12 protein-coding genes are annotated in these 15,402 nt (G+C 69.5%); 5 read left to right on the top strand and 7 right to left on the bottom strand.

The window, feature by feature from the left end:
• Positions 1 to 37: 37 nt before the first annotated feature.
• Complete coding sequence (locus tag Q673_RS21930) at positions 38 to 505, bottom strand: DUF721 domain-containing protein (RefSeq protein WP_031217559.1); 468 nt, start codon at positions 503 to 505, stop codon at positions 38 to 40.
• A 96-nt stretch (positions 506 to 601) separates the two neighbouring features.
• Between Q673_RS21930 and Q673_RS21925 the strand changes: the two genes are divergently transcribed.
• The 4 genes from Q673_RS21925 to Q673_RS21910 all read left to right on the top strand — a co-directional run bounded on the left by Q673_RS21925 (position 602) and on the right by Q673_RS21910 (position 6,054).
• A complete protein-coding gene (locus Q673_RS21925) occupies positions 602 to 964 on the top strand; it encodes a hypothetical protein (protein WP_023004781.1) in 363 nt (120 codons plus the stop codon).
• Between the two features lie 58 nt (positions 965 to 1,022).
• Entirely contained in the window at positions 1,023 to 3,764 is a 2,742-nt protein-coding gene (gene secA / locus Q673_RS21920; RefSeq protein WP_023004780.1) for a preprotein translocase subunit SecA, read from the top strand.
• A 36-nt stretch (positions 3,765 to 3,800) separates the two neighbouring features.
• The gene (gene argJ / locus Q673_RS21915; RefSeq protein WP_023004779.1) at positions 3,801 to 5,018 is read left to right on the top strand and encodes a bifunctional glutamate N-acetyltransferase/amino-acid acetyltransferase ArgJ; all 1,218 of its coding nucleotides are present in this window, start codon (positions 3,801 to 3,803) and stop codon (positions 5,016 to 5,018) included.
• A 79-nt stretch (positions 5,019 to 5,097) separates the two neighbouring features.
• Complete coding sequence (locus Q673_RS21910; protein ID WP_235048472.1) at positions 5,098 to 6,054, top strand: Nudix family hydrolase; 957 nt, start codon at positions 5,098 to 5,100, stop codon at positions 6,052 to 6,054.
• An 84-nt stretch (positions 6,055 to 6,138) separates the two neighbouring features.
• Here the strand turns inward: Q673_RS21910 and Q673_RS21905 are convergent, their stop codons facing one another.
• From Q673_RS21905 to cfa, 6 genes are all read right to left on the bottom strand, one after another.
• Positions 6,139 to 7,659 carry a uracil permease gene (locus tag Q673_RS21905; protein ID WP_023004777.1) on the bottom strand — a complete coding sequence of 507 codons (1,521 nt, stop codon included), beginning with the start codon at positions 7,657 to 7,659 and terminating at the stop codon, positions 6,139 to 6,141.
• 216 nt (positions 7,660 to 7,875) lie between these two features.
• Positions 7,876 to 9,063: an amino acid aminotransferase gene (locus tag Q673_RS21900; RefSeq protein ID WP_023004776.1), complete on the bottom strand. Its 1,188-nt coding sequence runs from the start codon at positions 9,061 to 9,063 to the stop codon at positions 7,876 to 7,878.
• Positions 9,064 to 9,402 (bottom strand): 4a-hydroxytetrahydrobiopterin dehydratase, encoded by a 339-nt coding sequence (locus Q673_RS21895; protein ID WP_023004775.1) that lies wholly within the window; start codon positions 9,400 to 9,402, stop codon positions 9,064 to 9,066. It lies immediately after the preceding gene.
• Positions 9,403 to 9,501: 99 nt separating this feature from the next.
• Entirely contained in the window at positions 9,502 to 11,472 is a 1,971-nt protein-coding gene (locus Q673_RS21890; protein ID WP_023004774.1) for a RecQ family ATP-dependent DNA helicase, read from the bottom strand.
• An 81-nt stretch (positions 11,473 to 11,553) separates the two neighbouring features.
• A complete protein-coding gene (locus Q673_RS21885; protein WP_031217558.1) occupies positions 11,554 to 12,453 on the bottom strand; it encodes a sensor domain-containing diguanylate cyclase in 900 nt (299 codons plus the stop codon).
• Between the two features lie 192 nt (positions 12,454 to 12,645).
• Entirely contained in the window at positions 12,646 to 13,797 is a 1,152-nt protein-coding gene (gene cfa, locus Q673_RS21880; protein WP_023004772.1) for a cyclopropane fatty acyl phospholipid synthase, read from the bottom strand.
• Between the two features lie 127 nt (positions 13,798 to 13,924).
• Between cfa and Q673_RS21875 the strand changes: the two genes are divergently transcribed.
• Positions 13,925 to 15,388 (top strand): sodium-dependent transporter, encoded by a 1,464-nt coding sequence (locus Q673_RS21875; RefSeq protein WP_023004771.1) that lies wholly within the window; start codon positions 13,925 to 13,927, stop codon positions 15,386 to 15,388.
• The last annotated feature ends 14 nt before the right edge of the window (positions 15,389 to 15,402 follow it).

Below are 15,402 nucleotides of genomic sequence, written 5' to 3'. Positions count from 1 at the left end.
GACTCCCCCTCCTACTCGATTATGCCGCGCTTCCAGCTTACGACGGCTCCTCTCGCTCGGCATGGGCGGCGAGCCGCTCCAGCGCCTGGCGCAGCCGCGGGTCCTCGATGTCGGCCGCGCAGCTGGAGAGCTCGTCGCCGGCGCGGGCGGGCAGCCGCCGCACCTGGCGCAGTGGCGCCCGGGCGGGGCGAACCGGCCGTACCTTGAGGGTGAAGCCCTGCACCGCCTCGAAGCCCGGTAGCTCGTGCAGGCGCTCCAGCAGGCGCGGCTGCTCGTAGCGCAGCCGGGTCAGCCAGGCGGCGCCGTCGGCGATCAGGGTGAGGCGGCCGTCGCGATACCCGCCCACGTGAAGATGGCTGGCCAGCTCCTCGGGCAGGCCGGCGCGCAGGTGTGCCTGGGCGCGTTCGATCAGCTGCGCGGTGCGCATCAGCGAGCCGAGCTCGCCGCGTCCCTCCAGCAGCCGGGACATGGGCTGGGCGCGAAAGCGCTTAACCTTTATACTCATGGGCTTGTCTCTCTACCCGCACGGGCGGGTCGGACGATGAACGCGTCGGGACGCAAGCGCCCGCCAGACTAGCACGCCGGAGAGCCCCTCGACAGCATGGCCGAGACCGTCACCCCTTCGCCCGCTACCGCCGCGCGACCCGCCTCGCCGCGGCGGCAGGCGCGCTGGTGGCTGGCCGGCCTGCTGGTGGGTTGCCTGCTCCCCGCCGGGCTGCCCCAGGCGGAGCTGGTGCGTCAGGTCGAGCGCCTGGCGCCGATCTGCATCCTCGCCCCGGCGCTGATCCGCGCCTCCTCGCGGCTGCAGGCGCGCCGCCGCGCCCGGCGCCGCTGGCCGCGGCTCGCCTCGCCGGCGCATCCGAGGCCGCTGCCGCGTCCACGAGCGCCGGTGCCGCGGGCCACCGCCGCCCATGACGTCCTTACCCGCCGTGGTCCGCCAGCGGTGTGGGCATTCTCGATCTGAACCTCGCCGACCGCCAGGAGCGGCCGGCACGATGCCACACGCGGATAACGGACACCTCATGATCAACACCCTGTTACGCAAGGTCGTCGGCTCCAAGAACGACCGTGAAGTCAAGCGCATGGGCCGCCAGGTCGAGCGCATCAATGCCCTGGAAGGGGAGCTCGAGGGCCTCGACGACGCAGCCCTCGCGGCCCGTACCCCGGCCTTCCGTGAGCGCCTCGAGGCCGGCGAGAGCCTCGATGCCTTGCTGCCCGAGGCCTTCGCCACGGTGCGCGAGGCGAGCAAACGCGTGATGGGCATGCGCCACTTCGATGTGCAGCTGATCGGCGGTATCACCCTGCACACCGGCCGCATCGCCGAGATGAAGACCGGCGAGGGCAAGACCCTGGTGGCGACCCTGGCGGTCTACCTCAACGCCCTGCCGGGCGAAGGCGTCCACGTGGTCACGGTCAACGACTACCTGGCGCGCCGCGACGCCCAGTGGATGCGTCCCCTCTATGAGGCCCTGGGCCTCAGCGTCGGCGTGATCTACGCCGGCCAGACTCCCGAGGAGAAGCGCACCGCCTACGGCTGCGACATCACCTACGGCACCAACAACGAGTTCGGCTTCGACTACCTGCGCGACAACATGGCCTTCTCGCTGGAGGACAAGGTCCAGCGCCGGCTCGCCTACGCCATCGTCGACGAGGTGGACTCCATCCTGATCGACGAGGCGCGCACCCCGCTGATCATCTCCGGGGCGGTGGACGAGAACACCGAGCTCTACAAGGTGGTGGACCGCCTGGCGGTGCATCTTGTTCGGGGCGAGGTGTCGGAAGACGCCGACGCGCCGGTAGACGGTGACTTCACCCTGGACGAGAAGCACAAGCAGGTGGAGATCACCGAGAGCGGCCACCACAAGGTGGAGGGCCTGATGCGCGAGCAGGGACTGCTGGGCGAGGAGGACTCTCTCTACGCCGCCCAGAACCTCAACCTGCTGCAGCACATGCACTCCGCGCTGCGCGCCCGCCACCTCTATCACAAGGACGTCGACTACATCGTCAGCGACGGCCAGGTGGTGATCGTCGACGAGCACACCGGGCGCACCATGCCCGGACGGCGCTGGTCCGAGGGCCTGCACCAGGCGGTGGAGGCCAAGGAGGGGGTCACGGTTCAGCGCGAGAGCCAGACGCTCGCCTCCACCACCTTCCAGAACTACTTCCGCCTCTACGACAAGCTCGCGGGCATGACCGGCACCGCCGACACCGAGGCCTTCGAGTTCCGCCAGATCTACGGCCTCGACGTGGTGGTGATCCCCACCAACAAGCCGCTGATCCGCCGCGACCTCAACGACCTGGTCTACCTAACCGCCGAGGAGAAGTTCGAGGCGATCATCGAGGACGTCAAGGCCGAGACCGCGGCAGGCCGTCCGGTGCTGGTGGGTACCGCCTCCATCGAGACCTCCGAGTATCTGGCCAACCTGATGAAGCGTGCCGGGATGAGCTTCAACGTGCTCAACGCCAAGCAGCACCAGAGCGAGGCGGAGATCATCGCCCAGGCGGGGCGCCCCGGGGCCATCACCATCGCCACCAACATGGCCGGTCGCGGCACCGACATCGTGCTGGGCGGCAACTGGGAGGCCGAGGCCGCCAAGCTGGAGAACCCCTCCGAGGCCCAGATCGAGCGTCTCAAGGCCGAGTGGCGCGAGCGCCACGAGGCGGTGCTGGCCGCCGGCGGGCTGCACGTGGTCGGCTCCGAGCGCCACGAGTCGCGGCGCATCGACAACCAGCTGCGCGGCCGTGCCGGCCGCCAGGGCGATCCGGGTTCGACCCGCTTCTTCCTGTCGCTGGAGGACAACCTGATGCGCCTGTTCGGCTCCGACCGGGTCCAGCGCATGATGAAGGCGCTGGGCTTGGAGCACGGTGAGGCGATCGAGCACAAGATGGTCTCCAACGCCGTGGAGCGCGCCCAGAAGAAGGTCGAGAGCCGCAACTTCGATATCCGCAAGCAGCTGCTCGAGTACGACGACGTGGCCAACGACCAGCGTCGTGTGATCTACGAGCAGCGCAACGAGATCCTGGCCGCCGAGGAGGTCAGCGAGGCCGTCGCCGGCATCCGCGAGGAGGTACTTGAGCTCGCCATCAGCGACTATGTGCCGCCCCAGAGCCTGCCCGAGCAGTGGGACCTGGCCGGTCTCGAGGATCACCTGCGCGCCGAGTTCAACCTCGATGCGCCCGTGGTGCAGTGGGCCGAGGAGGACGAGCGCTTCCACGAGGAGCAGCTGCGCGAGCGCCTGCAGACCCTGCACCGCGAGGCCTACGAGGCCAAGGTGGAGCAGGCCGGCGCCGAACTGATGCGCCGTTTCGAGAAGCAGGTGATGCTGCAGGTGCTGGATACCCGCTGGAAGGAGCACCTGCAGTCCATGGACCACCTGCGCCGGGGCATCCACCTGCGGGGCTACGCCCAGAAGAACCCCAAACAGGAGTACAAGCGCGAGGCCTTCGAGCTGTTCCAGGGCCTGCTGACCAACATCAAGGCCGACGTGACGCGCATCCTCAGCCATGTGCAGGTGCGCAAGCCCGAGGAGGTCGAGGCGCTGGAGCGCCAGCGTCGCGAGGCCCTGGAGCGCGAGAAGGCCAGCGCGGCCAGCCGCCACGACGCGCCCGAGGCCGCCTCCCGCGAGGAGGCAGGCGAACAGGCGACGCCGCCGGGCGCCGACGGCCGTCCGCTGCGTCGCGAGGGGCCCAAGGTGGGGCGCAACGATCCCTGCCCCTGCGGCTCCGGCAAGAAGTACAAGCAGTGCTGCGGCAAGCTGAGTTGAACCGGGCCTTCGGCCAACCCCAGAGGAGACGAGACGATGGCAGTGGGTGACGCAACCTTTCCCGAGATGCCGGCCATTGCCGGCGTACGGCTGGGTACCGCCATGGCGGGCATCAAGAAGCCGGGCCGCCGCGACCTGGTGGTGATCGAGGCGCCCGCGGGCGCCCGCATGGCCGGGACCTTCACCCGCAACGCCTTCTGCGCCGCGCCGGTGACGGTGGCCCGCGAGCACCTCGCCAGCGGCGAGGCGCCGCGCTATCTGGTGATCAACACCGGCAACGCCAACGCCGGCACCGGCGAGACGGGGCTGCGTGACGCCCGCGCCACCTGTGAGGAACTGGCCCGGCTGGCTGGCGTGCCCGCCGAGGCCGTGCTGCCCTTCTCCACCGGGGTGATCGGCGAGCCGCTGCCCATGGACCGACTCGTCGCCGGCCTGCCGGCGGCGCTCCAGGCCCTGGACGACGGTCCCGAGGCGTGGCAGCAGGCCGGGGAGGGGATCCTGACCACCGACACCCGCCCCAAGGGGGCCAGCGTCACCCTGGAGATCGCCGGCGAGACGGTGACCGTCAACGGCATCGCCAAGGGCTCGGGGATGATCCAGCCCAACATGGCCACCATGCTGGCCTTCGTGGCCACCGATGCCACCCTCGAGCAGGGGCTGCTCGACGCGCTGCTGCGCGAGACCGTCGAGCGCTCCTTCAACTGCATCACCGTGGACGGCGATACCTCCACCAACGATGCCTGCATGCTGATCAGCACCGGGCGTGGCCCGACGGTGGAGGGGGATGAGGCGATCACCGTCTTCCGCAACGGCCTGGTGCGGGTGATGACGGAGCTGGCCCAGGCGATCATCCGCGACGGCGAGGGCGCCACCAAGTTCGTCACCCTGCAGGTCGAGGGGGCCACCACGCGCCGCGAGGCGCTGGATGTGGCCTTCACCGTGGCCAACTCGCCGTTGGTCAAGACGGCGCTCTACGCCTCGGACGCCAACTGGGGGCGCATCCTCGCCGCGGTGGGGCGCGCGCCGGTGGAGGCGTTCGATGTCGACCGGGTGACCATCGACCTGGGCGAGGTGCGCCTGGTGGAGCAGGGCGGCCGCGCCCCGGGCTACACCGAGGCGGCGGGCAGCGCGGTGATGGCCCGGGAGGAGATCCCGATCCGCATCGACCTCGGCCGCGGCGAGGCGAGTGCCACGGTGTGGACCAACGACCTCTCCCACGACTACGTCAGCATCAACGCCGACTACCGCAGCTGAGCCAGGACGAGCACGGCGAACCAGACGCAACCGGACACAGACCTCCGTGCCTGCGGGCGCGAACACGTTGGAAAGGGTAATGAACGCAATGGTGAAGAGAAGGGTGCATGTGGCGGCCGCCGCCATCATCAGCGCCGACGGCCGCGAGGTACTCATCGCGCGCCGGCCCAGCAACGTCGATCATGGCGGCCTCTGGGAGTTCCCCGGCGGCAAGCTGGCGCCCTACGAGACGGGCCTGGGCGGCCTTCGACGCGAGCTGCACGAGGAGCTCGGCGTGGAGATCCAGCGCGCCCAGCCGCTGATCCGCATCCACCACGAGTACCCGGACAAGCACATCCTGCTCGATGTCTGGCAGGTGCACGACTTCTCCGGCGAGCCCTTCGGGCGCGAGGGGCAGGCGGTGCGCTGGGTGCCCATGGACGAGCTGGTCAACTACCCCTTCCCGGCGGCCAACCTGCCGATCCTGCGCGCGGTGATGCTGCCGACCGAGTACCTGATCACCGGCGAAGAGGAGGACGAGGCGCGCTTCGCCACGCGCCTCGAGCGCGCCCTGGTGGAGGATGGCGTGCGCCTGGTCCAGCTGCGTGCCAAGGCCCTCGACGAGGCCGCCTATCGCGAGCGCGCCCAGGCGGCACTGTCGCTCTGTCGGGAGCACGGCGCCCGCCTGCTGCTCAACGGCGAGCCCGAGCTTCTCGAGGCCATCGATGCCGACGGTATCCACCTGACCAGTGAGCGCCTGATGCAGATGGAGCGGCGCCCCATCGCCGAGGGCAAGTGGCTCTCCGCCTCCACCCACGACCGCCGCCAGCTCGACCAGGCCGGCCGGCTGGGGTGTGACTTCGTCACCCTGTCGCCGCTTCGCACCACGCCGTCGCATCCCGACGTGGCGCCGGTGGGCTGGCACGACTTCCAGCAGCTGGTGGAACGGGCCGCCATGCCGGTCTTCGCGCTGGGCGGCATGACCCGCCATGACGCCAACCACGCCCGCGCCGTGGGGGCGCAGGGGGTCGCCTCGATCCGCGACTTCTGGAAGTGAGGCCGCGCCGGGCGTCGCCCGGGCCCTGAACGACGCGCCCCGCCAAATGGCGGGGCGCGTCGTTGTCGCTAGGCCCTGCGGCGCTCAGCGCGGCGGGTTGCCAGGTGCGGTGGCCGCCCGGCGCCCTTCCTGCCAGGCGAAGTAGAGGAACAGCACCCCCATCACCAGGTAGCCGAGGGTGTAGTCCCAGGCGGCGTTGAGGGCGAGCTCGGGGGCATGCATCAGCCCCACGAAGGCGAAGCCGGCCGCCACCCCTGCAAAGGCCGCGGCACGCCGGAACTGGTGGTCGATCACCGCCACGGTCATGGCGCCGATGAAGATCGCCGTGAACATGGCCCCCTGGCCCAGGGGCACCACCCCCGCGGAGATCCCGCTTACCGTCTCCTCGGCGGCGCGGTTGAAGCGTGTCATCACGTAGTTGGCGAAGTAGGGCAGCATGGCCAGCGCCACCGCCGGGTAGTAGCGGGTGTCGTTGCTCTGGAAGGCGGTGGCGATCATCGACATGCCCACGAACACCAGGATCGGCGCCACCACCGAGACCGGGATGACGGCGGCCAGCGCGGCGATCAGCCCGAACATGGTGGCCACCGCGTAGACGGCACCGTTGAGCAGGCTGTAGCCGCGCCCGGCGCCCATCCACTTGGCGCCCACGGTGGCGATGTAGACCGTGGTCGGGAAGACGCCGCCGAATAGGGCGCCGAGCATGGTGCCCACGCCGTCCACCGCCTGGCACTCGCGCACGTCGTACTTGTCGCCGGCGGCCTCCATGGCCTCGACGTTGTTCATGGTCTCGATGGCATTGTAGAGGGTGATCGGCAGCACCACGGTGAGCACCGCCAGCATGCCGGTGAACAGCAGCCCCAGCCCCTCGAGCCAGGCCAGATTGGGCAGCAGCGGGTAGAAGCCCAGGTGGGTGAAGGCGTCGCTGAAGCGCTCGCCGCCGGCGTCGCCGATCAGATAGGCCATGGCAGTGCCGACCACGATGGCGAACAGCGAGGTGGGCAGGCGGAAGGGCATGGCCACCCGGGCCACCAGGCCGACGATGATGATCGCCAGCACCAGCAGGCCGATCAACGGCATCTCCAGGGTCTTGAACAGCATCTCGCCGGCGATGAAGGTGAGTGCCACCCCGGCCACGGCGCCGAGCATCGCCGCCCGTGGCAGATGGTACTGCACCCAACGGCCGATCAGGCTGATCACGGCCTCGATGGCGCCGCTGATGAAGCAGGCGGCCACCGCCACCTTCCAGGCCAGCTCGGCGTCGCCGGTAAGCTGCTTGGCCGGCAGCAGCACGCCGAACAGGAAGACGAACATCACCGGGGTCGAGATGCCGTAGGAGAGGGCGGTGACGTCGGCGCGGTTCTCCTTGCGGGCCAGGCGCGCCGCGCTCCAGGCGTAGTAGAAGTTGCCCACCATCACCGCCACGGCGGCGCCAGGCAGCACCTGGCCGAAGACGATCGACGCCGGGAACTCCATGCCGAGCATGGTGATAGCGATGATCACGAAGTTGGCGATGTTGTTCTGGAACAGCGCGAAGAAGGCGTCGGTGTCCTCCTTCTTGTACCAGGGGTAGTGCACCTGGGGGTGCCGGGAGGGAGCCGCCATGGGAAAGCCTCTTGGTTGTGTGGGAATTGGAACAAGGCCGAGGAGCAGTCTGGGCGATGCCTGACTGATCGGTCAACTGGCGCTGTTCCACGGGCGCCGCGTGGCGCCCCGGGCCCCGGCGGCGATGGATCGATGACTCTGAAGGGCGGGTATTCTACCCGAAACGCAGACGCCCGGGCAGTGCCCGGGCGTCTGGTGGCGATGCAGGCGCGGCGATCAGTTGACCGCGGCCACGGCCTTGGCCAGGTAGGGCAGGTTCTCGTGGGAGAAGCCCGCCACGTTGGCGCGGCCGGAGCGCACCATGTAGATGCCGAACTCGTCGCGCAGGCGGTCGACCTGCTCGGGCGTCAGGCCGGTGTAGCTGAACATGCCGCGCTGCTCGGCGATATGCGCATACTTCTGGTCCAGGCCGTAGGGCTTGAGGGCCTCGACGAAGTCGCGGCGCAGGGTGTTGATGCGATCGCGCATCTCGGTGAGCTCCTCGCGCCAGAGGGCGGCGAGCTCCGCGGAGTGCAGGATCTCGCTGACGATGGCGCCGCCGTGGGCCGGCGGGTTGGAGTAGTTCTCGCGGGCCACGATGGCGATCTGGGAGCGCACGTTCTCCATCTGCTCGGCGTCCTTGGCGACCATGATCAGGCAGCCGGTGCGTTCGCAGTAGATGCCGAAGTTCTTGGAGCAGGAGCTGGTGATGATCACCTCGTCGAGGCTCTCGGCCAGCAGGCGCACCCCGTAGGCGTCCTCGTCCAGGCCCTCACCGAAGCCCTGATAGGCGAAGTCCACCAGCGGCAGCAGCTGGCGCTCGCGGAGCACTTCGAGCACCGTCTGCCACTGCTCGCGGGAGAGGTCGAAGCCGGTGGGGTTGTGGCAGCAGGCGTGCAGCACCACGACGTCGCCCTCGGGGATCTGCTTGAGCGCGGCGAGCATGCCGTCGAAGTCGAGGCGATTGTCGGCATCCACGTAGGGGTACTTGTGCAGCGCGATGCCCGCGGCGGTGAAGATGCCATGGTGGTTGGGCCAGGTGGGGTCGGAGACCCAGATGCCCTTGCCCGGCAGCTTCTTGGCGATGAAGTCCGCCGCCAGGCGCAGGGCGCCGGTGCCGCCGGGAGACTGGGTAGCGCTGGCGCGGCCGGCCTCGAGCACCGGCGAGCCCTCGCCGAGCACCATGGGCAGGATCACCGCGCCGTACTCCGGCGCCCCGTGGGAGCCGATGTAGGTCTTGGTGGTCTCGTTCTTGAGCAGCAGGGCCTCGGCCTCCTTGACGGCGCGCATCACCGGGGTGTTGCCCTGGGCGTCCTTGTAGACGCCGACGCCGAGATCGACCTTCTGCGGGTTGGTGTCCTGCTTGAAGGCCTCGATCAGACCGAGGATGGCGTCCCCGGGAACCCGCTCAATGTGTTCGAACATTTATTTCGCTACCTCGTCGGTTCTGGCGGCAAGAATGAAGTCATTCCTGTGCAGGCCCTTGATCTTGTGGGACCACCAGGTCACGGTCACCTTGCCGTATTCGGTCAGGATCGCGGGGTGGTGGTCGGCCTCTTCGGCGAGTTCGCCGACGCGATGGGTGAAGTCCAGGGCCTGCACGAAATCCTTGAACGTGAAGGTTCGTTCAAGCTTCATGATGCCATCGCGCTCGACGATCTGCCACTCGGGCACCTCGGCGCCGAGCGACTGCTTCTCTTCCTCGGTGACCGTCGGGGCGCCGACGCGGCAGGCCTCGCAGGCTTGTTGAGAGAGCTGGCTCATGCGGGTCTCCTCGGTCGGGGGATTCACCCCGAAAGGTCGTGCAGTGACGGCGAGGCGTCAAGCGCTGGAGCCAGGAGGCGCGCCCTGCAGCGCCGGGGGCTACTGGGCTGAATCGCTCGCGCCATGGGCGGCCAGCCAGGCGCGCACCTCGGCGTAGGGGGTGCCCTCCAGGGCGCCGAAACCCGCCAGCCGGCGTGCCTTGAGCCGGGTGAACAGCGGCGTGGTGATGCCGCACAGGAAGCGGGCCAGCAGGTCCGGGGTGGCGGGATGCCCCTCGCCCTGCTCGGCCAGGCGCGTCCGGAGGTCGCCGAGCAGCGCCTCGGGCCGCCGGTCTGCCAGGGAGGGCGGCTCGGGCCCCGGCGGCAGCCGGGCGGGCTGGCCGCGGCAGGCCGAGCAGTGGCCGCACCGCTCGGGGGTGCGGTCGTCGCCGAACCATTCGGCCAGGCGGCGGCTCAGGCAGCCCTCGCTCTCGAAGAGCGCGAGCATGGCGTGCAGCCTCTCGATCTCGGCGGCCTCCTTGTCGCGGAAGTAGCCGTAGAGCTCCTCGGTCAGCGCCTCCGGGGCGAGGTCGGCGCGGCTCACCTCGTAGACCTCGGTGAGCTGGCGGCTCTGCAGCTCCAGCCAGCCCTTGTCGACGAAGTAGTCCAGGGCGGTGATCACCCGGCCGCGGCGGGTATCCAGGCCCCGCTCCCGGCCCAGCGCCTCCAGGGTCGCGAAGTCCAGCTCGTGCCAGGTGCGTGCCTTGCGCGCGGCATCCAGGATCGCCTGGACGAAGGCCTGGCGTTCGCCCTGGAAGCGGGCCACCAGCGCCTCGGGTGCCTCGTTGAGCTTGAAGCGGTAGTCGGCGAAGTAGGCGTGGTGCGGGCGCAGGATGCCGCGCAGCTCCAGCTGCACCAGCAGGGTCTTGAGCGGCAGCGGGCGGATGTTGGCGTGCTGGGCGAGGGCGTTCAGGCTCAGCTCCCAGCGCGTCCCGGCGGCGAGCAGTTCGTCGACCACCCGGCGGATGCCGTGGCGCTCCGGGGTGTCGCCGTATACGAAGGTCTCCAGCACGCCGAGGGTGTCGCGCCCGGCCAGCATCAGGCACTCGGAGGTGGCGCCGTCGCGGCCCGCGCGGCCGATCTCCTGGCTGTAGTTCTCGATGGACTTGGGCAGGTCGAAGTGGACCACCGCCCGGATGTCGGCCTTGTCGATGCCCATGCCGAAGGCGATGGTGGCGACGATGCAGTCACACCTGCCGGCCATGAAGTCGCGCTGGATCGCCTCGCGCCTGTCGGCCCCGAGCCCCGCATGGTAGGCGGTGGCGGGGATGCCGGCCTTGCCCAGGTAGGCGGCCAGGCGCTCGGCGGTCTGCTGCAGGGTGACGTAGACGATGGTGGGGAAGGGGGCCGCGCCGCGTCGCGCCTGGAGCCAGGCGGCCAGGGCGCGAGGGCGGGCGTCGGCGGCCACCGGGGCGACCGTCAGGTCGAGGTTCTTCCGGTAGAAGCCGGTGGCGGTGACATCGGCGGCCGCGATGGCGAAGCGTCCGCGCATGTCGTCGATCACCCGCGGGGTGGCGGTGGCGGTGAGCAGCAGCGCCTGGGGGATGCCGAACTCGCGCTGGTAGTCGGGGAGCTTCAGGTAGTCGGGGCGGAAGTTATGGCCCCACTCGGAGATGCAGTGGGCCTCGTCCACCACCATCAGCGAGATCGGTACCCGGCGGATGAAGGCGCGGAAGCGCTCGTTCTTGAGGCGCTCCACCGAGATCATCAGGATGCGGATCTCGCCGCGCTCGACCCCGGCCATCACCGCGGCCGCCTCTTCGCGGCTCTGCCCGGAGTCGATGCTGGCCGCGGGGATGCCGTGGCGTGCGAGAAAGGCGAGCTGGTCCTGCATCAGCGCCAGCAGCGGCGAGATGACCAGGGTCAGGTGAGGCAGGTGCAGGGCGGGGAGCTGGTAGCAGAGCGACTTTCCGGAGCCCGTGGGGAAGATCGCCGCGGCCGAGCGGCCCGCCGCCACCGCCTCGATCACCGGGCGCTGGCCGGGGCGGAAGTCGGCGTAGCCGAAGACGCGCGTCAGGGTCTCGTCGATCATGGTGGGGCGCTTGATATGGATGAATGTCCAGTATAGGCGCCTTGGTCGCCTGTGTCTTCCTTGTGCCGGCTCACCCTGGGGTCAGGCGTCCGCCAGGGCGCGGTTGCGGCCGTCGTCCTTGGCGGCATAGAGCCGGTGGTCGGCGCGCGCGATCAGCTGGCGCGCCCCTTCGCCGATGCGATGCTCGGCGATGCCGATGCTTACCGTGATGGGGTGCTCCACCCCGAAGTCGTGCCCGGCAATCGCGCCGCACAGCCGCTGTGCCAGGGTCAGAGCGCGACGCTTCGACGTCAGCGGCAGCAGCAGGGCGAACTCCTCGCCGCCCATGCGCGCCACCAGGTCCTCCTCGCGCAGCATCGCCTGGCAGAGTCGCGCCACCTCACGCAGCACCTTGTCCCCCTGCAGGTGGCCGTGGGTGTCGTTGATGCCCTTGAAGTGGTCGATGTCGAGGATCATCAGCGAGAGCGGCGTGGCGTGGCGATTGCTCAGGGAGACCGTTTTCTCCAGGCGCGCCATCAGGTGCCGGCGGTTGGCGACGCCGGTGAGGTCGTCGGTGTCGGAGAGGCGGCGCAGGCGAGCCTCCTCGGCCACCTGCTCGGAGATGTCCATCAGCATGCCGTGCCACAGCACGCCATCCTCGGCGGGGGTGGGCTGGGCGCGCAGGGCGACCCAGCGCATGCCGTGTCCCTTGAGGGGCAGCCGGAAACGGGTGCTCAGCGGGGTCTTCCAGCGCATGGAGCGCTCCAGCGCCGCCATCAGCCGCGGGTAGTCCTCCTCGACCAGGCGGTCCAGGGCGGGGCGTGCATCCTCGGCGAGTCGCTCGGGGGTGATGCCGATCAGGCGGACGCCACCGCCGGCCAGGAAGGGGAAACGTAGCCGCCCGTCATGGCTGCGGTGCAGCTGGAAGATGACCCCGGGGAGCCGTTCGATGGCCGTGGCGTCAGCGTCCCTCCCGCACGGCATGACTGTCGTCGACGTCATGCAGGTTCCTTCTTGTCAGTTCCTGCTGCGTACAGGTGATGTTCTGGTTATGGCGGGCACGGCTCTGTGGCCGGCCATATTCTTATTCTACCCTGATTCCCTTCCGCCGTTCGTTGACGGATCTCCGCCAGTGGATGTAGGCGATCGCCGACAATTCATCTTTTCCTGATCCATGTCAGGGGAGGGGCATCATCAGCGCGGCGCATCATAGCGCTGGGCGCGGTCGCGTGAGAAGGCCACCTGCCACAGCTGCAGGTGGCGGGCGCGGAAGGCGCCGGCGCAGACGGCTAGGTAGTAGCGGAACATGCGCCGGGTACGCTCGCTGTAGCGGTGGGCGATCTCCGGCCAGTGGGCATCGACGTTGGCCAGCCAGGCCATCAGGGTCTTATCGTAATCCGGTCCGAAGTTCTGCCAGTCTTCCATCAGCAGATGCGGCTCGCTGGCCTCGGCGATCTGCATCGCCGACGGCAGCACCCCGTTGGGGAAGATGTACTTGTTGATCCAGGGGTCGGCGGTGATCTCGGAGTGGTTGGAGCCGATGGTGTGCAGCAGGAAGAGCCCGTCGGCCGCCAGCAGCCGCTCCACGGTGGCGAAGTAGGTGGGGTAATTGCGGTGGCCCACATGCTCGAACATGCCGATGGAGACGATGCGGTCGAAGGTGCCCTCGAGGTCGCGGTAGTCCTGGAGCTCGATGCTCACCGGAAGCCCTGCGCAGCGTTCCCGGGCCAGCGTGGCCTGTTCCCGGGAGATGGTGATGCCGACCACCTCCACGCCGTGGTGGCGCGCGGCGTGTTCGGCGAAGCTGCCCCAGCCGCAGCCGATGTCCAGCACGCGCATCCCCGGGCCCAGTTCGAGCTTGCGGCAGGCCAGCTCCAGCTTGGCGCGCTGGGCCTGGTGCAGGGTCCGGGCCTCCTTCCAGTAGCCGCAGGAGTAGCACATGGTGGGGTCGAGCATGCGTTCGAAGAGGTCGTTGCCGAGGTCGTAGTGGGCCTCGCCGACGATGTAGGCCCGTGCCTTGCTCTGCAGGTTGAAGAAGCCGGCCTGCAGGCGATACATCAGCCGCTCCGAGGGGGTGTGGGCGCGTTCGCCGAGGCCGTGGCGCAGCAGGCGGCAGGCCAGCTCGTCGATGCGCTCGCACTCCCACCAGCCGTCCATGTAGGCCTCGCCGAGCCCCAGGGTGCCCTGGTGCAGCACCCTCGAGAAGAAGTCGGGGTGATAGACCCTCAGGTCGTGGGGGGCATCGCCGTTGAGGGCGACGCCGGAGCCGTCGAGCAGCTCCTCCACCACCCGACGGGCGCGGGTGTCGGGCAGGGCGATGGGGCCGATGCGCGGATCACTGGTCATGGCGGACTCCGTCTCCAACCGCTTGCGTATTGAGCATAGACGAGCCTGCCAGCGAGGGAAAAATCCGGCACAATATGCGGCCTTGCTCGCCGGCGGCGAGGGCACCATGCGACACCACGGGACATACATGACGACGACGCAACCCCGCACCCAGTGGCTCGGCCGCTGGGGCTTCGTTCTGGCGGCCACCGGCTCGGCGGTGGGCCTGGGCAACATCTGGAAGTTCCCTTACATGACCGGCGAGTACGGCGGCGGGGCCTTCGTGCTGGTCTACCTGGCCTGCATCCTGGCGGTGGGGGTGCCGGTGATGATGGTCGAGATCGCCCTGGGGCGGCGCGGCCGCGGCAGCCCCGTGGATGCGGTGCGCCGGGTGGTGGCGGAGTCGGGGCGCAGCGGGGCCTGGTCGCTGCTGGGCTGGATGGCGATGCTGTGTGGCTTCCTGATCCTGTGCTTCTACGTGGTGGTGGCCGGTTGGTCCTTCGCCTACCTGTGGAAGATGCTCAGCGGCGGCCTGGCCGGGGGCAGCGTCGAGGAGATGGTGGCGATCTTCGCGGCCAACAATGCCAGCCCCTGGAACCTGGGCCTGTGGAGCACCCTGGTGACGGTGGCCACCATGGTGATCGTCGGCAAGGGGGTCCAGGCGGGCATCGAGAGAAGCGTGGGCTGGATGATGCCCGGCATGGTGGTGATGCTGCTGGTGCTGATCGTCTACGGCCTCTTCTCCGGCGGCTTCGGTGCGGCCTTGCGCTTCCTTTTCGTCTTCGATGCCGGCTCGCTCTCGGGCGAGGGGCTGCTGGCGGCCCTGGGGCACGCCTTCTTCACCCTGTCGCTGGCCTCCGGCGCCATCCTCACCTACGGCAGCTACCTGCCCGCCGGGACCTCCATCGCGCGCACCTCCCTGACGGTGGCGGTGGCCGACACCCTGGTGGCGCTGATGGCGGGGCTGGCGATCTTCCCGGCGATCTTCGCCAACGGCATGGACCCGGGGGAGGGGCCTGGGCTGATCTTCATGAGCCTACCGCTGGCCTTCCAGGCCATGCCGCTGGGCACCCTGTTCGGGGTGCTGTTCTTCGCCATGCTCTCCATGGCGGCGCTCACCTCGGCGATCTCCATGGTCGAGGCGACCGTCTCCTGGCTCTGCGACCGCCACGGCCTGAGCCGTCCCGCCGCGGCCTGGGGGGCGGGCAGCGTGTTGTGGGTCATCAGCACCCTGGCGATGCTCTCGTTCAACCTCGGCGCCGACTGGACCCTGGCCGGCCGGCACCTCTTCGACTGGCTCGACTACCTCACCTCGCGCTGGCTGATGCCGCTGGGCGGCCTGGGCATGGCGCTGCTGGCGGGCTTCGTGCTCCGCGAGGCGCCGCTGCGCGAGGAGCTCGGGCTCTCCGCCGGCTGGCACGCGCTGTGGCTGTTCATGGTGCGCTACGTCAGCCCACTGGGCATCCTGGTGGTGTTCGTCGACGCCCTGGGCCTGGTGGAGGTGGCCTTCGCCGACCACTGGCCCTGGCTGCTGGGGCTGCTGCTGGTCCTGACCCTGGCCGGCGAGCTGGTGAGCCCGCGCCTGGGCCGCACCCTGCGCCAGCGCACCTGACCCCCTGACCCGCT

The sequence above is a fragment of the Halomonas sp. PBN3 genome (genome assembly GCF_000475415.1).
GTDB classification, from domain to species: Bacteria; Pseudomonadota; Gammaproteobacteria; order Pseudomonadales; family Halomonadaceae; genus Halomonas; species Halomonas shengliensis.
The sequence above is the reverse complement of the archived record's forward strand: the minus strand, read 5'-3'. Positions and strand labels throughout refer to the sequence as shown.